The 20,759-nt window shown below is 34.5% G+C and carries 19 protein-coding genes; 12 read left to right on the top strand and 7 right to left on the bottom strand.

Going from position 1 to position 20,759, the window contains the following annotated elements; translation table 11 throughout:
* The first annotated feature begins 153 nt into the window (after positions 1–153).
* From MNO09_RS27945 to MNO09_RS27935, 3 genes are all read left to right on the top strand, one after another.
* Positions 154–1,425 (top strand): helix-turn-helix domain-containing protein, encoded by a 1,272-nt coding sequence (locus tag MNO09_RS27945; RefSeq protein WP_001187954.1) that lies wholly within the window; start codon positions 154–156, stop codon positions 1,423–1,425.
* A 2-nt stretch (positions 1,426–1,427) separates the two neighbouring features.
* A complete protein-coding gene (locus tag MNO09_RS27940) occupies positions 1,428–1,553 on the top strand; it encodes an NprX family peptide pheromone (RefSeq protein WP_000738188.1) in 126 nt (41 codons plus the stop codon).
* Between the two features lie 166 nt (positions 1,554–1,719).
* Complete coding sequence (locus tag MNO09_RS27935) at positions 1,720–3,420, top strand: M4 family metallopeptidase (RefSeq protein WP_000730372.1); 1,701 nt, start codon at positions 1,720–1,722, stop codon at positions 3,418–3,420.
* A gap of 63 nt (positions 3,421–3,483) precedes the next feature.
* Here the strand turns inward: MNO09_RS27935 and MNO09_RS27930 are convergent, their stop codons facing one another.
* The gene (locus tag MNO09_RS27930) at positions 3,484–4,032 is read right to left on the bottom strand and encodes a TVP38/TMEM64 family protein (RefSeq protein WP_000852193.1); all 549 of its coding nucleotides are present in this window, start codon (positions 4,030–4,032) and stop codon (positions 3,484–3,486) included.
* Positions 4,033–4,431: 399 nt separating this feature from the next.
* On the opposite strand from MNO09_RS27930, the gene MNO09_RS27925 reads away from it, so the two are divergent.
* Together MNO09_RS27925 and MNO09_RS27920 are read left to right on the top strand one after the other, a co-directional pair.
* Positions 4,432–4,950: an RNase A-like domain-containing lipoprotein gene (locus tag MNO09_RS27925; RefSeq protein ID WP_000822712.1), complete on the top strand. Its 519-nt coding sequence runs from the start codon at positions 4,432–4,434 to the stop codon at positions 4,948–4,950.
* Positions 4,951–4,965: 15 nt separating this feature from the next.
* The gene (locus tag MNO09_RS27920) at positions 4,966–5,238 is read left to right on the top strand and encodes a hypothetical protein (RefSeq protein ID WP_088106821.1); all 273 of its coding nucleotides are present in this window, start codon (positions 4,966–4,968) and stop codon (positions 5,236–5,238) included.
* A 39-nt stretch (positions 5,239–5,277) separates the two neighbouring features.
* Here MNO09_RS27920 and MNO09_RS27915 read toward each other — a convergent pair whose 3' ends face one another.
* The 3 genes from MNO09_RS27915 to MNO09_RS27905 all read right to left on the bottom strand — a co-directional run bounded on the left by MNO09_RS27915 (position 5,278) and on the right by MNO09_RS27905 (position 9,155).
* Positions 5,278–6,540 (bottom strand): VanW family protein, encoded by a 1,263-nt coding sequence (locus MNO09_RS27915; protein ID WP_070169394.1) that lies wholly within the window; start codon positions 6,538–6,540, stop codon positions 5,278–5,280.
* A gap of 234 nt (positions 6,541–6,774) precedes the next feature.
* Entirely contained in the window at positions 6,775–7,791 is a 1,017-nt protein-coding gene (locus tag MNO09_RS27910; RefSeq protein WP_290439587.1) for an LCP family protein, read from the bottom strand.
* Between the two features lie 185 nt (positions 7,792–7,976).
* Positions 7,977–9,155: a NupC/NupG family nucleoside CNT transporter gene (locus tag MNO09_RS27905; protein WP_000668857.1), complete on the bottom strand. Its 1,179-nt coding sequence runs from the start codon at positions 9,153–9,155 to the stop codon at positions 7,977–7,979.
* A gap of 91 nt (positions 9,156–9,246) precedes the next feature.
* Here MNO09_RS27905 and gloA2 point away from each other — a divergent pair, with 91 nt between their 5' ends.
* The 3 genes from gloA2 to aspA all read left to right on the top strand — a co-directional run bounded on the left by gloA2 (position 9,247) and on the right by aspA (position 12,644).
* Positions 9,247–9,633, top strand: a complete 387-nt coding sequence (gloA2, locus tag MNO09_RS27900) for an SMU1112c/YaeR family gloxylase I-like metalloprotein (protein WP_001017670.1) — start codon at positions 9,247–9,249, stop codon at positions 9,631–9,633.
* 107 nt (positions 9,634–9,740) lie between these two features.
* Positions 9,741–11,039, top strand: coding sequence for a hemolysin family protein (locus MNO09_RS27895; RefSeq protein WP_000353288.1), 1,299 nt, complete (start codon positions 9,741–9,743; stop codon positions 11,037–11,039).
* A 171-nt stretch (positions 11,040–11,210) separates the two neighbouring features.
* The gene (gene aspA, locus MNO09_RS27890) at positions 11,211–12,644 is read left to right on the top strand and encodes an aspartate ammonia-lyase (RefSeq protein WP_000562166.1); all 1,434 of its coding nucleotides are present in this window, start codon (positions 11,211–11,213) and stop codon (positions 12,642–12,644) included.
* Between the two features lie 41 nt (positions 12,645–12,685).
* Here aspA and MNO09_RS27885 read toward each other — a convergent pair whose 3' ends face one another.
* On the bottom strand, positions 12,686–14,305 hold the full coding sequence (locus MNO09_RS27885) for an L-lactate permease (RefSeq protein ID WP_000109124.1): 1,620 nt from the start codon (positions 14,303–14,305) through the stop codon (positions 12,686–12,688).
* An 824-nt stretch (positions 14,306–15,129) separates the two neighbouring features.
* Between MNO09_RS27885 and MNO09_RS27880 the strand changes: the two genes are divergently transcribed.
* Together MNO09_RS27880 and MNO09_RS27875 are read left to right on the top strand one after the other, a co-directional pair.
* Positions 15,130–15,417 carry an ArsR/SmtB family transcription factor gene (locus MNO09_RS27880; protein WP_000081429.1) on the top strand — a complete coding sequence of 96 codons (288 nt, stop codon included), beginning with the start codon at positions 15,130–15,132 and terminating at the stop codon, positions 15,415–15,417.
* 191 nt (positions 15,418–15,608) lie between these two features.
* Positions 15,609–15,788: an acid-soluble spore protein H gene (locus tag MNO09_RS27875; protein ID WP_000382684.1), complete on the top strand. Its 180-nt coding sequence runs from the start codon at positions 15,609–15,611 to the stop codon at positions 15,786–15,788.
* Positions 15,789–15,826: 38 nt separating this feature from the next.
* Here MNO09_RS27875 and MNO09_RS27870 read toward each other — a convergent pair whose 3' ends face one another.
* Positions 15,827–17,176: a peptide MFS transporter gene (locus tag MNO09_RS27870; protein WP_000338304.1), complete on the bottom strand. Its 1,350-nt coding sequence runs from the start codon at positions 17,174–17,176 to the stop codon at positions 15,827–15,829.
* Between the two features lie 379 nt (positions 17,177–17,555).
* A complete protein-coding gene (locus MNO09_RS27865; RefSeq protein ID WP_241950076.1) occupies positions 17,556–18,521 on the bottom strand; it encodes an ABC transporter substrate-binding protein in 966 nt (321 codons plus the stop codon).
* Between the two features lie 172 nt (positions 18,522–18,693).
* Between MNO09_RS27865 and MNO09_RS27860 the strand changes: the two genes are divergently transcribed.
* Together MNO09_RS27860 and MNO09_RS27855 are read left to right on the top strand one after the other, a co-directional pair.
* On the top strand, positions 18,694–19,698 hold the full coding sequence (locus MNO09_RS27860) for a FecCD family ABC transporter permease (RefSeq protein ID WP_000925204.1): 1,005 nt from the start codon (positions 18,694–18,696) through the stop codon (positions 19,696–19,698).
* On the top strand, positions 19,695–20,753 hold the full coding sequence (locus tag MNO09_RS27855) for a FecCD family ABC transporter permease (RefSeq protein WP_000760065.1): 1,059 nt from the start codon (positions 19,695–19,697) through the stop codon (positions 20,751–20,753). The genes MNO09_RS27860 and MNO09_RS27855 overlap by 4 nt, the downstream gene beginning before the upstream one ends.
* Positions 20,754–20,759: the final 6 nt, after the last annotated feature.

Below are 20,759 nucleotides of genomic sequence, written 5' to 3'. Positions count from 1 at the left end.
CGCTCGTAGCAAAGAATGGATATGAAAGTGGAGTCAAGAGGGAAAAAAATGAAATAATGCATATTTTTTAGAAAATTAACATTTATCAATTTATATTTCTCAAGATTTTATGTATTATTAGAGTAATGGGGGTAATGAGAATGGAGGAGGACAATGCAACAAACATTAGAAAAAATAGGCAAACAAGTCTTTTATAAACGGCTACAGCAAAAAATGACACAAGAAGAATTATGTCAGGGCATTTGTTCTGTCTCATACTTAAGTAAAATCGAAAATGGAAAGATCGAAGCATCAGAAGAAATTCTACAATTGCTCTGCACAAGGTTAGAGATTGCCGTGACGGATTTGAGAGATGTAGAAGAAGATGTGAAGGGGAAGCTAGATGAATGGTTAAATGCATTAGTTCATTTGGACAAGCCACAAGTAGAACGCATATACGAAGAGTTGCAAGGTGAAATGAAGCATGTTTTGGATTTTGAAATTATAAATTATTATCAACTGCTTTATACGCGTTATTTAATTATGAAACGAGATTTTCTTGCTGTTGAAGAAGAATTAGAGAGATTAAAAAAGATGTACAAAAAGTATTCGCCGTTTCAGAAATTATTATATACGTATAGTAAAGGTCTATATTATTTTTTGCAGCATAAATATAAAACGGCCTTAGATTATTTAGTTCAAACTGAAGTGATGGCGAAAGAACAAGGCTATTATGAAACTGGAATCTATTATAATTTAGCTCTCGTTTATAATGAATTAGAAATAGAACATATGGCTTTACATTTTGCTCATTTAGCTATGGAAGGCTTTAAGAATGAATATAAATTTCGTCATGTGATTAATTGCCAGTTATTGATAGGGTTAAGTTATATACAGAAAAAACAATATAACGAAGCTTTAGGAATTTATAGAAATATTTTAAGAGAGGCTAATTCTTTTGCGGATAAAGATAACATAACAGCGATTGCTCTAAATAACATGGGGTATTTACATTACCATTTAAAGGATTATGCAAAAGCGAAAGAGTATTATTTACAATGTTTACAATACAAGAAGGAAGAAGATTTAGATTACATCGATGCTGTATATGAGATTGCATTGCAATGTATTGAATTGAAGGAATTTGAAGAAGTAAAAGAGTGGATTAATAAAGGGATAGAAGTTGCGAAAAGAGATGAGAAGTATAAAAGTATGTTATATACACTTTTAATACTTCAATATAAATATTTTGAAGAGAAGGGGGTGTATAAAAAGTTTTTAGAAACAGAAGCTTTAACATTTTTTAAGCAAGAGGAAAATAAAAAAGATTTAAAAAAGGTATATTTAGAATTAGCAAAATATCATGAAGAAGTATTAGAATTCCAAGAAAGTAATCGGTATTATAGACTAACTATAAATTTATTAGAAGAAAAGGGAGGAAGATGAATATGAAGAAAATGATTTTTGGTGCACTAGCATTAGTGGCTATATTAGTAGTGTTAGAACCTCAATATGCTTGGACTGGAGATATGTATGGTCAAGCTAAAGAAGTAATAGAAGTAATAAATTCTTAATAAAAACCCCTTTCCAATCGGAAAGGGGTTTTTCAATATTTGTTCCCCAAAATTCTACAAAACTTGAGAAAATAATTATTTGAATTTTTAGTATATTAATAGTGGAAACATAGTGCTACGATAAAACTACTCTTTTTCAAAAAAATTTTTATTAGGGGGAAGGTTCATGAAAAAGAAAAGTTTAGCGTTAGTGTTAGCGACAGGAATGGCAGTTACAACGTTTGGAGGGACAGGCTCTGCGTTTGCAGATTCTAAAAATGTGCTCTCTACGAAGAAGTACAATGAGACAGTACAGTCACCGGAGTTTATTTCTGGTGATCTAACTGGAGCGACTGGTAAGAAAGCGGAATCTGTTGTGTTTGATTACTTAAACGCAGCAAAAGGTGATTATAAGTTAGGGGAAAAGAGTGCGCAAGATTCTTTCAAAGTAAAACAAGTGAAAAAAGATGCTGTAACTGATTCAACAGTAGTACGTATGCAACAAGTATACGAAGGAGTACCTGTATGGGGATCTACTCAAGTAGCTCACGTAAGTAAAGATGGTTCTTTAAAAGTATTGTCTGGAACAGTTGCGCCTGATTTAGACAAAAAGGAAAAGCTGAAAAATAAAAATAAGATTGAAGGCGCAAAAGCAATTGAAATCGCGCAGCAAGATTTAGGTGTAACACCGAAATATGAGGTAGAACCAAAAGCGGACTTATATGTATATCAAAATGGTGAAGAAACAACATATGCATACGTTGTAAATCTAAACTTCTTAGATCCAAGTCCAGGAAACTACTACTATTTCATTGAAGCAGACAGCGGTAAAGTATTAAATAAGTTTAATACAATCGATCATGTGACGAATGATGATAAGTCACCAGTTAAACAAGAGGCTCCTAAGCAAGATGCAAAAGCAGTTGTAAAGCCTGTAACAGGAACAAATAAAGTAGGAACTGGTAAAGGGGTATTAGGAGATACGAAATCGCTTAATACAACGTTATCTGGATCATCTTACTACTTACAAGATAATACACGCGGGGCAACGATTTTCACATATGATGCGAAAAATCGTTCAACATTACCAGGAACATTATGGGCAGATGCAGATAATGTTTTCAATGCAGCGTATGATGCAGCGGCAGTAGATGCTCATTACTATGCAGGTAAAACATATGATTACTATAAAGCTACATTTAATAGAAATTCTATTAATGATGCAGGAGCGCCGTTAAAATCAACAGTTCATTACGGAAGCAATTATAATAATGCATTCTGGAATGGCTCACAAATGGTATACGGAGATGGTGATGGTGTAACATTTACTTCATTATCTGGTGGAATTGATGTAATTGGTCACGAATTAACGCATGCTGTTACGGAAAACAGCTCTGATTTAATTTATCAAAATGAATCAGGAGCGCTAAATGAAGCAATTTCTGATATTTTTGGTACTTTAGTAGAATTCTATGATAACCGAAATCCAGATTGGGAGATTGGTGAAGATATTTATACGCCTGGTAAAGCGGGAGATGCGCTTCGTTCTATGAGTGATCCGGCGAAATATGGTGACCCAGACCATTATTCTAAGCGTTACACTGGTTCAAGTGATAACGGTGGAGTTCATACGAACAGTGGTATCATTAACAAACAAGCTTATTTATTAGCAAATGGCGGTACACATTCTGGTGTAACTGTAACTGGTATTGGTAAAGATAAGTTAGGTGCAATTTATTACCGTGCAAACACACAATATTTCACGCAATCTACTACATTTAGCCAAGCTCGTGCTGGTGCGGTACAAGCTGCAGCTGATTTATATGGTGCGACTTCTGCGGAAGTAGCAGCAGTGAAGCAATCATTTAGTGCTGTTGGTGTAAACTAAGGGTTTAAGAGAGTATTATTAATAAAATACTTCAAAAATAAAGAAGGAGCCTATGCTCCTTCTTTATTTTTTTCTCCATTTTTTCCACAAATAAAACAATCCAACACACCCCGCTATTGTTACAATCCACTTCGCTTCATTCGTTCCATTCATGACATGATAGGCAGAATATACTTCGATTAACAAAGCCGGTATTTTACCTATTGTGCTGGCAATACTGAAAGAGAGTAGTGACATTTTGCCTAGAGCGGCAAATAAAGTAACGATACTTGATGGGATGAAAGGTATGAATCGAAACGATAGAACGAGTAGAAAGGCCTCTCTACCTTCTACATAAAGTAGGCGTTCTACCTTTGGATACTTATTTACTTTGTTGTGAGTGAATTTCTGAAGGCCTATACGATAAATATAAAACGAGATAATAGCCCCTAATGCCTCACCTGCGATCGAAATAATGGTTCCGTTTGTTACACCAAAGAGCTGTATGTTAATAGCGGTCAAAAAAATACTAGGGATAAAACCTAAAAGACTGATGATGATGTTAATTAAGATACTAAGTGGAATTGCGATTGAATAATAGTCTGTTAAGAAGTTTTGAATTGTTTCAGCCATTGTTTAAAATCCTTTATCTTTTTTTGCATTACACCATATTTCTATTGTGTAGGCAAGTGCAAATTTACATAATGTAGGAAACTGTTGATAAAACAGCATTTGTATACCTTATATAGGTATTGGGTATACAAAATGAGGGGTATATTTTTCTGGTTTGTAAAACACCGAACAAATCCTGTATTTACAGGGTTTGTTCGGTGTTTTAAGTGGTGTTTTAGGTCGGGAAATAATTCTAAAAATATAGGGGTATATTTCGAAGAGGGTCCAAAATAGTTGTTTGATGAAACTAGGGTGGTAATATGGCAAAATTGATGAGGAATTTTAAAAATGTATATGTTTTTTCGTTGTGAAATTGACTTTTAGTGAAGTTACGATAATAATCATGGAAGAGGTGATATGATGAAACGAATAAGTAGTCTTTTCTTGAGTAGTTTATTGGCATTAATGCTGATCTTAAGTGGATGTGCAGGAAAAGAACAAAAAACAGAGAAACAAACAGGGAATCAATCGACATCAGTAGAAAAAATTAGTGATAATATTTTAGATGAAATGGAAGGGCCACCTAAAAATGGTCATACGATTGAAAGACATGTAGGAAAATCAGAAGAGGATTTGAAGAATCGCTTGAAGACAGATAAAGTATCAGCGGCAAGTACATACTATGATAAGGAAACAGCGACGAAAGCTGTAAAAGATAGTTTGAAGCAGCATGATAAGGAAATTCAAGATTGGTTAAAAAATTCTAAAGAGGCTCGTCTCGTATTAAATACAACTCATTCATTCCCAGTTGGAAAAACGGTAATAAAGAAAAATATGAATGTAAAAGACAAGTTAGTAAAAACTGTTACTGTTTTGGCGAGAGATAAGTCAGGAGATTTAGGATATAAGATCATTACTTCTTATCCATCTGATAAATAAGAAGGGGGAGTAAATATGTATACGACATTACAATATTTTCTCAAATCGTATTGTACGTTAAGTATCCATGAGGATGAAATAGTAGGCGTGATGGAAGAGTTTATAGAGCAAGAAGATGAAGAAATTGTTTTGAAATTACGCGATGAATTATTATATATGAAGAAAAAGAACGCTTGGGAAGAGGCGTGCATATTAGCTGCGAAGCAAGGAAATCGCATGTGGTCTTTAGAAGAAACGAAAGACCATCTTGAAGCTTTTTTACTATTATTGCAAAAGAAAAAGGCGTGAATAGATCACGCCTTTTTTGTTTGCCAATTTGATGGTGTCTCATTGTGTTGGGGCACTTTTATATACGCTTTTTGAAATTTGTCCATTTGATACTACTTCACCGTTTTGTGTTACTTTTTTATACGTAACCGCTGTTATTTTATCACCAGTTCTACTAACTACTTGAGAAGAAACTTCAACATTTTTACCAGTATTTGTACCAAAAATGCGAGTAGTAATACTACCGCCATTTGAAAATGCTTGAATATAAATATGATTGCCTGTATTGTTTTTAAATTTTAAATCCGGACCATAATCTGCCACTGCTGCATCTTGCCCAAGTGGTAAATAATTTACGGGCATAGAATGATTGCTTCGAGAAACAATTCCTAAATCTGCTCTTAAAGCTGCGCTATATAAAGTGCTACTAACTTGGCAAACGCCTCCGCCTGCACTTTGTATAACTTTACCTTGTGAAAATACTGCTGCGGATTTATAACCATGGGCAGCATCCGTTACGCCAACACGGCCATTAAAACTAAACGTTTCATCAGGTGCGACAATAACTCCGCTTAAAGTATTAGCTGACTTATTTACGTTATAGGACTGGTTTCCATTCCGACCAGCCATTGGAGTTGAATATTCAGCAATTACTTCTTTAATCCCCATTTTCTGTATATCTTCTGTAGAACGCTCAGGTTTTAAGAGTGTAACTGGTAATGTAACGTCCGATGAGCCAGAAGTAATGGCCTGCTGCGTTAAATCAGTTAATTTTCCTTTGTCAATTTTTTCTCCATTTTGACTTTGGCTAATATTTACTGTAGAGCCTTCAACACTTAATTCTGCATTAACAGGATTTTTTAATGTGTCATTATATTTATCCTTCATAAAGCTTTCATAAGCAGTTGTATTTAATTGAGCTGTTAATTTATAGTCACGTTTTAATTCACCGTTTTCGGCCTGCTTCCGCATTTGGTAACGATTCATTGCGTTTCCTTCTTGTTCTTTAAAGATTTTGTCGATAATATCTTTTTCTTTATAATTTATACCTAAATCTTTCCATGTGTAAGTTTGTTTATCATTTTGGAATATGTAGGTAAGAGATTTTTGATCTAATTCAGTTACCTTTTGATTAATAATTGCTTGAATATCTTTTTTATTTTTTCCATCGAGAGAAATACCTTCAAATGTAGTATTTGGTAATGCAGTAGTATCTAATTGATTATTTAGTTTGGATACATATTGATATCCACCAACACCGCCTACACAAAGTAATATGCTTCCAGTAATTGCAGAACCGATCAGTATTTTACTTAGCTTCATTTATTTCCCCCCAGAAATTTTTGTATAAATATATGTATTACATTTTTTGTATAAAAATGATGAAAATAACATTATGTATGTACTAGTATACTATTATTTCCACTATGTGTGTAATGTTTTTATAAAAAATGTTACACTGTTGTAATAATTGTCTCTTTTTGTCACAATATGTACGAGAAATATGTTGAAAATTATAATAAAAAGGCTGTCTAGAAAGATCTAGCAGCCTTTTTATTATAATTTTTTATGTTCATTTTTATTCGTAACACCGAGATGTTCTTGTAGTGTTGTCGAAATATTATTGACGCTTGTTTTATTTGGAACATAATAATAAATACCACCTATATATTTATCAGTACCTTCTACTTGCATTTTGTCCATTTTTAAATTGGAATCCATTGAATTTTTGGCAATTGTCATCATATCATCAAAAGTTAAATTTGTTTTTAAGTCTTTATCGACGGCGTCTAATAGGCCACCGATTTTATTAATAGAATTAAGAGAAAGTGCTTTTGCAGCAATAGCTTCTAAAACAAGCTGTTGTCGTTGACCGCGCATATAATCACTGTCGATATGACGAGTTCTAGCTAGCGCTAATGCCTCTTCTCCATTTAAATGTTGACGTCCTTTTTTCAGATGAATAGCATCTGCTTCGTCTTTACTATTTTGTTCTGTAAACTCAACCGGAACATCGACAGTAATACCACCAAGAGAATCGACAATTTTGATAAATGATTTAAAGTTGAATTTTACATAGTAATCAACTGGAACATCTAAAAATTTCTCCACTGTATCAATTGTGCTATCCACACCACCGAATACGTGCGCATGTGTAATTTTATCGTATTTATCACGTGATTTAATGTAGACACGTGAGTCACGTGGAATACTGACAAGTTTAACAGATTTATCGTTTTTATTAATTGTTGCAAGTAATAGCGCATCCGTACGAGTTGCTTTTCCATAACTCTTGTCCCTAATATCACTTTCATCAACACCCATAATAAGTACGGAAATGTTGTCAGTCATAGGTTTCACAGCTTTTTCACGTTTGCTGGATTTATCCCCGCGGCCCAGTTCAGAATAGGCATTACTTAATACAGACTTTGCTTTACTGTATATATGGAAGGAGTAACCTCCTGCTCCAAGTGCTATAATCAGTAATGGAATAAGAAGGAACCAGAGTAGGCGTTTTTTCTTTGAGTGTCCTTTTTTGGCTCGGGTGTCTTTGTTCATATCGGATTTCATCATTTTTCTCCTTTAAAACTATCAAAGTGTATACATCTAGAAGCGCATTCAAACACATAAAAAATATTGTACGCTAAATAAAAGCGATTGTACATGTATAAAAAATAGATGTCTTGATTATTTATAAGACATCTATTCGTTATTGTATACAAAAGATAGGGATAAGAAAATGATAAAATTTTACCTAATTACAACATAATGCTTACGATAATTGCAGATAAAATGCTAACGAGGGTAGCTCCATATAGTAATTTAAGGCCAAATCTGGCAACGACGTTTCCTTGTTCTTCGTTTAATCCTTTTACTGCACCTGAAATAATGCCGATAGAAGAAAAGTTGGCAAAAGAAACGAGAAAAACAGAAATGATCCCCACTGTACGGGGAGAAAGGCTATTAGAAATTTTACTAAGGTCCATCATTGCTACAAATTCATTCGTTACAAGCTTCGTTGCCATAATGCTACCAGCTGTGACAATTTCAGAACTTGGTACACCGATAAGGAATGCAACAGGCGCAAATACGTAGCCGATTAATTGCTGGAAAGTAATGCCGAATATAATGAGGAATAGGTCATTAATGCAGCTAATTAATGCGACGAATCCGATGAGCATAGCGCCGACAACAATAGCTACGCGAAAGCCATCTAGAATGTATTCTCCAAGCATTTCAAAAAAGCTTTGCTTTTCGCCTTTTATTTCTAAAATATCTTCGTCATCTTTAACGTCATAAGGATTGATGATGAGTACGATAATAAAACCACTAAATAAATTGAGAACGAGTGCGGTTACTACATATTTAGGCTCGATCATTGTCATATAGGCACCTACGATAGACATAGATACGGTTGACATGGCAGAAGCACAAAGTGTATAAAGACGATGTTTTGGAATTTGAGCTAATTGCTTTTTAACTGTAATAAAAACTTCTGATTGGCCGACAATGGCAGAAGCGATAGCGTTGTAAGATTCTAATTTCCCAAGACCATTTATTTTGCTAAGGAAGTAACCGATCCAATGAATAAAAAATGGTAGTATTTTGAAATGTTGTAGTATACCAATTAAGACGGAAATGAAGACAATTGGTAATAATACAGTAAGGAAAAATGACATTTCACCTTTATTGGCAAGACCACCAAATACAAAGTTTATACCATCAGCAGCATACTCGAGTAGCTTTGTAAACAGACTGGAAATGACCCGAATAAGTATGAGGCCGATTTCTGTATTTAATAATAAATAGGTTAAAATCAACTGTATAATAAGCATGATGAAAATTGGTTTAAATTTAATATGTTTCTTATTGTTGCTAGCAATATAAGCAAGGAAGAAAACAACGATAAGTCCCACGAAAAAAGTAATAAATTTCATAGTAAGCCCCCTAAAAGAGATATTCTGCTATATATGTTTTTCATTTCAAGGGAGAATATGCATCTTTGGTAAAGAAAGGAATAGAGAGAGCATGAATATATGTAGAGTGCACCACGTTGCAATTATTTGTTCGAATTATGAACTGTCAAAGGATTTTTATACTCGGATATTAGGTTTTAAAGCGATAAATGAAGTATATAGAAAAGAACGAGATTCTTATAAGTTAGATTTATGTGTAGGGGAAGAGTATCAAATTGAATTATTTTCATTTCCTAGTCCACCTGAGCGCCCAAGTTTTCCAGAAGCAGCTGGACTTAGACATTTAGCATTTGCTGTTACAAATATAGAAGAAGCTGTAAACCATTTAAAACAATGCGGTGTGGAGACTGAAGCGATACGTATGGATGAAATTACGGATAAAAAATTTGTCTTTTTCCAAGATCCTGATGGCTTGCCTTTAGAATTGTATGAGGCTTGAAATTGGTGAATTTTATATAGGGTTGCTTTCAAATAAATGAAGAAACTAAAGTGAAACTTCTTTTTTAAAGGAGGTGTAACTTTAGCTAAGAAAGCTAAAGGACATATGTGGATATTTTAAAATTATTGATGGTAGCCATCCTTATTGCGTTAACAGCATTTTTTGTAGCTGTTGAGTTTGCAATTATTAAGGTACGTAGCAGTCGTATTGATCAACTCGTTAGTGAGAAACGACGAGGAGCATTGGCAGCTAAAAAAGTAACTTCGAATTTAGATGAGTATTTATCAGCATGTCAGTTAGGTATTACAATTACTGCTTTAGGGCTTGGGTGGTTAGGAGAGCCTACTATAAAACATATACTCGAGCCGTTGTTTTTAAAACTACACCTATCTCCTGCAATTGCAAGTACAGTTTCATTTATTATTGCCTTTGCAGTTATCACGTTTTTACATGTTGTCATTGGTGAACTTGCTCCGAAGACGCTCGCTATACAAAGGGCAGAGCAAGTTAGCTTATTATTATCGAAGCCAATTATTTACTTTTACCGAGTAATGTATCCGTTTATTTGGGCGTTAAATGGTTCTGCAAGGCTTGTGACAGGGTTATTCGGATTACATCCGGCTTCTGAACATGAAGTTGCTCATTCGGAGGAAGAATTACGATTAATCTTATCCGAGAGTTATGAGAGCGGAGAGATTAATCAAAGGGAATTTAAATATGTAAATAATATTTTTGAATTCGATAATAGAGTCGCAAAGGAAATTATGGTACCTCGTACGGAAGTTGTAGGTTTATATGAGGACGAACCATTTGAAACACATATTAAAATAATCGCACAAGAAAAGTACACGAGATATCCCGTATTTGGTGAAGATAAAGATGAGATTATTGGGATGGTTAATGTAAAGGATTTATTTATTCGTTATATGGATGGTAATCGAGACGAGGAGTGCTCGATTACGCCATATACAAGACCAGTTATTGAAGTGTTAGAAAATATTCCCATTCATGATTTGCTATTACAAATGCAAAGAAAACGAATTCCATTAGCTGTATTATATGATGAATATGGTGGTACAGCGGGGATCGTTACACTAGAAGATATTTTAGAAGAAATTGTTGGAGAAATCCGAGATGAATACGATGAAGATGAACACCCGCCTATAGAGCATATAAGTGAAGGGTGTAAAATCGTAGAGGGAAAAGTGCTTATTAGTGAAGTAAATGATTTATTTGGCCTACACTTAATCGCTGATGATGTAGATACAATTGGTGGCTGGATTATGGTACAAAAGCAAATCGTTGCTGAAGGAGATAGTATTGAAGAACACGGCTTTTCTTTTAAAGTTCTTGAAAAGGATATGCATCAAATTAAACGAGTGGAAATAAAGAAGGTAGAAGAATGATTTTCTATAAATTTTTATAAAAGATATATATAGAAAAATAAATGTTTGCGCTTTCAAAAAAGGTGCTATATAGTGAAGGTGGATACTGAAAAATTCTTCTAAATGATACTCGTGTTTTTAGAGGCGAATTTTTTAGATAAGGATTTAGAATGAAAAGTATAGGTGATGAAAATGATAGCAACGAAGGATATACGTATAGAGAAAGATTTTTTAGGTGAAAAGGAAGTACCGAGTGTAGCTTATTATGGGGTACAAACATTACGTGCTGTAGAAAACTTCCCGATTACAGGATATCGCATTCATCCGTCACTCATTACGGCAATGGCAATTGTGAAAAAAGCGGCGGCACTTGCAAATATGGATACTGGTTACTTAGCTAAAGACATTGGATATGAAATTGCAGAAGCAGCGCAAGAAATTGTTGATGGAAAATTCCATGATCAATTTATCGTGGACCCAATCCAGGGCGGTGCTGGAACTTCTATTAATATGAATACAAATGAAGTAATCGCTAATCGAGCTTTAGAACGTATGGGATATGAAAAAGGCGAGTATGTGAAAATTAGCCCAAACACGCATGTGAACATGGCTCAATCAACGAATGATGCGTTTCCAACGGGAATTCATATTGCAACTCTTATGATGTTAGAAGAACTTCTTATTACAATGGAAGAACTTCATGCTGCTTTCCGTGAAAAAGCAAAAGAGTTCGATCACGTCATTAAAATGGGGCGTACACATTTACAAGATGCTGTTCCGATTCGTCTTGGACAAGAATTTGAAGCGTATAGCCGAGTGCTTGAGCGTGATATAAAAAGAATTAAACAGTCTCGCCAACATTTATATGAAGTGAACATGGGGGCGACAGCTGTTGGTACGGGATTAAATGCAAACCCTACGTACATTGAACAAGTGGTTAAACACTTGCGAATATTTAGCGGCTTCCCACTTGTTGGTGCAGAGCATTTAGTTGATGCAACGCAAAACACAGATGCATACACAGAAGTATCTGCGGCATTAAAAGTATGTATGATGAATATGTCTAAAATTGCGAATGACCTTCGTATTATGGCATCTGGTCCACGTGTTGGATTGGCAGAAATTCAATTACCAGCTCGTCAACCAGGTTCATCTATTATGCCAGGTAAAGTAAATCCTGTTATGGCAGAAGTAATTAATCAAGTTGCTTTCCAAGTAATTGGTAATGATCATACAATTTGCTTAGCATCAGAAGCAGGCCAATTAGAGTTAAACGTAATGGAGCCTGTACTCGTATTTAATTTAATTCAGTCTATCAGTATTATGAATAACGGATTCCGTGTATTCCGTGAATATTGTATTAAAGGAATTACAGCAAATGAAGAATTGCTGAAGCAATATGTAGAGAAAAGTGTTGGAATTATTACAGCAGTTAACCCTCATATTGGTTATGAAGCAGCATCTCGTATTGCACGTGAAGCAATTGAAACAGGAAAATCTGTTAGGGAGCTATGTTTAGAACATGGTGTACTGACAGAAGAAGAATTGGATATTATTCTAGATCCGTTCGAAATGACACATCCTGAAATTGCTGGTGCTTCTTTATTAAAGAATAAGAAGATGTAATATGAAAAAAACACCGATCCATTTGGATCAGTGTTTTTTTTTTAAAAGATATTAAATACAGCGTTTAATTGAAGTAAGCTAATGATAGCTAAGAAGATTAAACTGTATTTCATTGCTGTTTTAAATAGGGCAGATTCTTTACCAACTAGTCCAACTGCTGCACAAGCAACGGCTACAGATTGTGGTGAAACCATTTTTGCCATTGTACCACCTACTACGTTTAATGCAACAAGAGTAGAAGGAACGATATTTAATTGATCTGCAGTTACTGCTTGAAGCGGTGCGAATAATGAACCACTTGATACTACTGAACCTGTAATGAATACGCCAATCCATCCTAAGATTGGAGAAAGAACTGGGAATGCATTACCAGTAGAAGAGAATGCCAGTCCAAGTGTAGATGACATACCAGAGTAGTTCTCTACGTAAGCTAAAGCGATAACGCTACAGATTGTATATACTGGAGCTTTTAGTTCTTTCATTGTTTCTACTATTAATTCTTTAACCATTTTACCTTTTACGCGGTAAACGATAAGTGAAACAATAATTGCTAATACGATTGCAGTAGTTGTAGATGAGAATACATCAAACTTGAAAACAGCTGCGAAAGGTGTATCAGCTTTTGTAATTGGTGTAGTTTTCATAACAGCATTATGAAGACCAGGGAACTGAATGTTAAATACTAAGTTTGCTAGTGCGCCATCCGGAGCAAATAAAGCTTTAATTGGTTTTAAATTAAAGATTGTTACGAATGCAGTTAAGAATACGAATGGAGACCAAGCATATAAAATTTGATTGAATGTATGAGATTCTTGTTTTTCTTGTTTTTCTTCTGTAGAAGAAGATTTTGGTTGCCAAACACGTAAGAATAATGCTAGAGAAACCATACTTACAACGGCTGCGAAAATATTAGTAAGTTCTGCACCTAAGAAGTAAGTCACAAGGAACTGAGTAATAGCGAAAGAAAAACCACTTACAAGAATACCTTGCCAAGTTTCTTTAATACCTTTAATTCCATCAACCATTGAAACAAGTAAGAAAGGTAAAACAATACTAATGAATGGTAAAATAAGAACAGTTTGACGACCGATAGTTAATGCGTCTAGCTCAGTTAATTGTGCTGGTACTGTAACTGGGATACCCATGGCACCCATAGCACCACCAGCGATGTTAGCTACTAAACAAATACCTGCTGCTTTTAATGGATTAAAGCCCATACCTACAAGTAATGCAGCTGTAATAGCAACTGGAACCCCTAGACCAGCTGCGCCTTCTAAGAAAGCACCGAAAGAATAAGCAATTAATAATACTTGTAAACGTTGATCATTTGTAATGCTTGAAATACTATCACGAATAATGTTGAATTGCTCTGTTTTAACAGTTAATTTGTAAAGGAAAATTGCTGCGATAACGATAGTACAAATTGGATAAAATCCAGATAAAACACCGAATCCGGCAGATGCTACAGCTACAGTTGCTGGCATTTTATAAACGAATATAGCAAGAATAATAGCGACAATCACACTGTAAAGACCAGCCATGTAACTTTTCATTTTCAGTCCCATTAAACAAATGATGAAGCAAAAAATTGGAAGTGCTGCGATTAGTGCAGATAACCAAATATTGTTTAATGGGTCATAAATTTGTGTCCAAGTACTCATAATAATGACAACTCCTATCTATTTTATGTGAAGAAATTCACATTATTTGTGAAATGATTCACAATCAACTTACATGCTTAGTATATTCTCCTTCAACACTATTGTCAACGTAAAAAAGTATAATTATTCCATAATAGTGTTAAAAGAAATACTTTGTTCATAAAGTGGACAAAAAGCAAACGCCAATAGATTTGAGTTTGCTTTTTGAAGTTATTTCTATATTGTTTTATTTGTTCGTATATCATTAATCTTATATGTTAGATGACGTCTTTACATCAAGTATATAGGGTGTTGGAATACTTAAGCTTTGATAGGTGGTAACATGCTCGCCCGAGTTGATCTAGTAAGGTAGAGAAAGCAAATGCATTTAATAGGAAGTATTTCATCACAGTTCAAGCTATTGAATACGAATTTAAAAAGAAATAAGTTAATTTTTAATGTTAAAGTATCTCTTTTTACTGAAAATTCCTTTTAGCATAACAAAGAGGTTAAATATAACCCAAATACGTTACGAAAGGTTATCAATTATAGACGGTATTTTACAATATCATTACTGTACGTTGCAGTGAGGTGAAAATATAACAAAAAGCCTGATAAAACAACGTTTGTAAGCAAAGTATTCATAGCCCTTACTTTTGCTTTTTCATTATATCATATAGTATAATATTCAAAATCAGCAAGGAATTTTTCCTGAATTCTTTCCTGATAAAGGTGGAAAAATTTTTCAGCTTTATAGGTTGATAAAGTTATGTCGTAACAGGAAATATAAGAACAGATATATAAATAAATAAAAAGAAAATAAAAACGAAAATGAGGGGAACTTTATGAGCCAAAATCAATTCGAATGTCGTATTTCAGAAGAAGATGTACAAATGTTAAGAGCGTTAGCGCACCCGTTGCGTCTACGTCTAGTAATGGAACTAATGCAACGTGGAACTTGTAACGTAACACAATTACAGGAAGTATTAGAAATTCCACAATCAACGGTTTCACAACATTTAACGAAATTAAAACAAAATAAAGTAGTGCGCTTTGAAAGACGAGGGCTAGAAGTGTATTATCAAATTCATAATGATAAAGTAAGTGAAGTTGTAAAAACATTATTTTCTTAAAATTTGAATATTATGGAAAAAGACGTGTGGGATATACGTCTTTTTTTATTTGTCAGAAAGGTGATATGAGAGTAAATGTTAGCATGTAAGGAAGAAAAGGCTATCAATTAACATGTTGTTATATGGAATATATTCTAAAGGGAAAAGAAAAGATAGAAAGGAGTGTAGTAAGGAAAAGGAGGAATAGTAGTATGGATGTAAAACGTGTGAAACAAATCTTATCTTCTTCAAGTAGAATTGACGTTACATATGAGGGCGTACCAGTATGGATTGAGAGCTGTGACGAGCAGAGTGGAGTTGCTCAAGTGTATGATGTATCTAATCCTGGAGAAAGCGTTCACGTGAACGTGACGGCTTTAGAGGAGAATTAATAGAAAAGACGCTTCTAATTTTAGAAGCGTCTTTTTTATTATTCCATCATATGTGCAATTTTCTTAGAGAACATAAGAAGTACTAATCCTAGTACGATTACGATAACACCGATGCTTGCGAATACTTCTAAATATCCTAAAGATTGAGTGAAAGCAGCTAATTGTCCTGCTAAGAAGTTTGCACATCCAGTACCAGCTAACCATACACCCATTAATAAAGAAGCTAATTTAACAGGAGCGATTGCACTAACCATAGATAATCCGATTGGTGATAAGAATAATTCACCGATTGTGTGGAACATGTAAGTGAATACAATGAATAGTAAGTTTGCCTTCATTGTAATGTTACCTTCATCACTACCAGTTTTTAAAACAGCTAAAGTTAGAACTAAGTATCCAATACCTAGTAAAATCATACCTAGTGCCATTTTTGTTGGGATTTTTAAATCACCATTTTTTGTTTTTGAAAGCTTAATCCATAAAGCTGAAACAGGTAATGCTAGTAAGATAATGAATAGTGGGTTTACAGATTGGAACCAAGGTGTTGGAATTGTAAATCCACCAATTGTACGATCTACGAACTTATCTGTGTAAAGTGTTAAAGAACTACCAGCTTGTTCAAAGCCTGCCCAGAAGAATACAACGAAACAAGTTAAAATTAAAATTGCAGCTGTACGTTTTTTCTCTTGTGATGTTAAAGGTTTTTTCTCAATTACTTTTGCAGTTTTTTCTTTAGACTTTTTACCTACAACAGTTGTACCAATTGTTCCTAAGTAACGAGGTGCTAAGAAATTAAAAGCAACCTGTCCAATGATCATACCGATACAAGCTGTTAAGAATCCATATTTGTAATCTGTGAAGTAACCGCAAATGAATGGAGCGATAAGAGCTCCTAAGTTAATTCCCATGTAGAAGATAGTGAAAGCACTATCACGACGAGAATCGTTGTCGCTATATAATTGACCTAGTAAAGTCGAAATATTTGGTTTGAAGAATCCGTTACCGATAACTAATAATCCTAATCCTAAAAATAGTCCAGTTTTCGTATTCATTGAAAATAGTACAAAGTTACCAATTGCCATGATGATACCACCAATAGTAATGGCGTGTCGCTTCGTAATGAAATGGTCAGTTAACCAACCACCGATAATTGGTGTGAAGTATACTAACATTGTGAAAATACCGTATATTTGTACAGCAACTGCTTTATCAAATCCTAAACCGCCGCTTACTAAGCTCGTTGTTAAATAAAGAACTAATAAGCCACGCATTCCGTAATAACTAAATCTTTCCCATGCCTCTGTAAAGAACAACAAATATAATCCTGGTGGATGTTTTTTTGGTGATTGTTGCTCTCCAGCTTTGTCTAATTTTAAAGCTGCATCCATGTTTGTTTCCCCCTAATCCTGTATAACGGATATTTATGTAATTATTTTAATTCACAAAATATTTAGAAGTCAATAGAATTATATGGAAATAGAAAGAAAATTTCTAAAAAAATCTATTTTTCTTCAACCGTTACTGTATTTTTCCCTGAAAACTAGATAATAAGCGTTTTCAAATGTAATAATTGAATTCTAAAAGAAAATAAAATAGTGATTAATCAGAAAATTTAGATTAAAATATTTATTCTGATATAGAGAAAATATATTCTATTTACTTTTATAATATAACATATTGGGAATAAAAATACAAAATGAAATAATGTGACATTTAAGTGAATCAAAAAATAACCAGCTCCATAGAAGGGAGCTGGTTAGGGAAATATTATTTAACAAAGCGTTTTTCGATATCATCTAATAGTAGGTTAGCAGCCATTACACCACCGGCTGTATTCCAAATAACGTCGTCAACTTTGTATGCTTTACCGTTTTTCACTGCATTTAAATTTTTAAATAGAGGATCATTGATATATTCTTTTTCTAATTCAGAACCTTTTTTCTCGTTTCCTTTATCGAATGTGAAGTAGAATAATACATCGCCGTCCATTGCTGAAATACGTTCTTTAGATACGTTACGCTCTGCAAAGTCATCTTTATTTTGATCTCCAGGACGTTTAAATCCAAGTTCTTTTAAAATAACACCAGAGAATGTATCACCGTGATAAATACGAACATCACCAGGCATAAAGCGAACCATAGAGATTTCTTGATTTACTTTATCGCCTAGTTTAGTTTTTAAATCTTTCATACGTTTATTGTAATCAGCTAAAACCTTTTGACCTTCTTTTTCTTTATTTAATGCTTTTGCATAAAATTTGAAGTTATCTTTCCATTCACCACGTAGCGTTTCAGAGAACACAGTAGGTGCAATTGCCTTTAGTTGCTCGTACACTTTTTCGTGACGCATTTTGTTACCGATAATTAAGTCTGGTTTTAAGGAAGCGATTGTTTCCACGTTCACTTGCCCTTCATCACCAACAACCTTTACATCTTTCATTTTATCTTTAATATGTGGATACCATGGATCACCAGTCCAAGATTTCACAGCCCCAACTGGTTTTACACCTAACTCGAGTAAAGCTTCAGTGCCTTCATTTGTTAAAATAACTACACGTTTTGGACTAGCGGGAACTTCTGTTTTACCCATTGCATGTTCCACAGTAATCATTTCTTTTTTCGTATCTTCTTTTGATTCTTCTTTCGTATTTGATTTTCCACAAGCACTTAAAAGTAGTGAAAAGGCTAGTAAAAATACAAATACTGTAAACGATTTCTTTTGCACGAATTTCATTATGTACCCCCTACATACTGAGAAGTTTTTTCAATAGCAAGCATGATATTAAGCTTTTATCTTTTGATTGTCAATACATATCAATGAAAATAGTTCTCATTATCGTTGACAATGAGAATTAAGTTGAAATACACTTACAACGTATCATTATACATTGAAGGGGAAACGCTGCATGTTATTAAAAACAAATCAAGCAAAATGGATTGGGTTATTTGTTGGAATCATTGCAGTCATTATTTGTATTTGGGGAAGTATTATTTTCGGATATACAAATACGAGTTGGAAATTAGCGTTAGATGCTTTTTTCCATTTTAATGGTTCCAATGAACATATTATTATTCAAAATGTGCGTCTACCAAGGGCACTAATTGCAGCTAGTGTTGGTGCTAGTTTAGCCATTGCTGGTTGTCTTATGCAAACTTTAACGAAGAATCCACTTGCTTCTCCAGATTTTATTGGATTAAATTCAGGCGCTGCGTTTTTCATAGTTGTAGCAATTGTGGTTTTTTCTGTTACATCATTGTCAGCTTTTACTTGGATTGCCTTTTTAGGGGCAGCAGTTGCTGCAATCCTTGTATTCGCTTCTAGTTCTTTAGGAAAAGAAGGGACAACGCCTCTTAAGTTAACATTAGCAGGGGTCGCAATTAGTGCGTTATTTTCATCATTAACACAAGGATTACTTGTGTTAAATGAAAAGGCGCTTGAAGAAGTATTATTTTGGCTTGCCGGATCTGTGCAAGGAAGAAAGTTAGAAATTTTACAATCTGTATTCCCATATTTATTAATAGGCTGGATCGCATCTATTATGATGGCAGGGAAAGTAAATACATTGATGATGGGGGAAGACGTCGCGAAGGGGCTTGGACAACGAACAATTTTAATGAAATCATTCGTGTTACTTATTATTGTCCTGTTGTCTGGTGGTTCAGTTGCAGTCGCTGGTCCGATTGGATTTATTGGTATTATTACTCCGCATTTTGCCAGATTTCTTGTTGGAGTAGATCACAGGTGGAGAGTACCGTATAGCGGGTTGTTAGGTGCAATACTATTAATCTTAGCTGATATAGCAGCAAGATATGTCATTATGCCACAAGAAGTACCGGTAGGGGTTATGACAGCATTTATCGGGGCACCATTCTTTATTTATATTGCACGTAAGAGAGGGCTTAGCAAATGAAGAAGTATATTCCGTTTCGTATAGGAAAAGGCGGGCTCTCGTTTTTAATGTATAAACGAGCTTGTCTCGTCTTATTCAGTTTACTAGTTGTTTTAATAGGATTATTTTTTGCGAGTGCAGGTATGGGAGACATGAAAATTGCTCCTTATGATGTATGGCAAGCAATCACTGGAAATGGCGATGCGATGTCTAATATGGTTGTAAATAAGTTTCGTATGCCGCGTATTTTAATTGCCATCCTTGTAGGAATCGCACTTGCAGTAGCAGGATGTATTTTACAGGGTCTCGTTCGAAATCCACTGGCTTCTCCTGATATCATTGGGATTACAGGTGGTGCAAGTGTTGCAGTTGTATTATTTTTAGCTATATTTAGTGATAAAAATAATGCGCTAACCGTAAGCATTCATTATATGCCGTTAGCAGCCTTCGCTGGGGCAACGATTGTAGCGCTTTTTGTATATTTATTTGCATGGAGAAATGACGGATTATCACCGATTAGTCTTGTTTTAATTGGTGTTGGTTTTTGGGCATTAACGAAAGCGGCAACGACTTTGTTTATGTTGTTAGCGCCAATTTATCAAGCGAGTCAAGCGAATGTATGGATTACAGGTACTGTTTACGGTTCTTCATGGCAAAACGTTATGGTGCTTGCGCCGTGGGTTCTCATTTTAACGGTAATATCATTTATAGCTGCTAGGCATTTAAATGCGCAAGAGCTAGGGGATGATATTGCGGTAGGACTTGGTGTTCCTTTAACGAAGTCACGCGTATTCATGTTATTACTGAGTACAGCTTTAATTGGTGGCGCAGTTGCCTTCGCCGGAGGAATTGGGTTTGTCGGTTTAATGGCACCTCATATTTCACGAAGACTAGTTGGTTCTTTATACGGTGCATTACTCCCAGTTGCGGCTATTGTTGGTGCAATTTTAGTACTTGCTGCAGATTTAATCGGGCGTACAGTTTTCACACCACTTGAAATTCCAGCAGGGGTATTTACATCAGCAATTGGTGCACCTTATTTTATTTATTTACTTTATAAAAGTCGGAATTCATAAAGGGAG

The sequence above is a fragment of the Bacillus sp. N5-665 genome, assembly GCF_022637375.2.
In the GTDB taxonomy this organism is placed as follows: Bacteria; Bacillota; Bacilli; order Bacillales; family Bacillaceae_G; genus Bacillus_A; species Bacillus_A wiedmannii.
The sequence above is the reverse complement of the archived record's forward strand: the minus strand, read 5'-3'. Positions and strand labels throughout refer to the sequence as shown.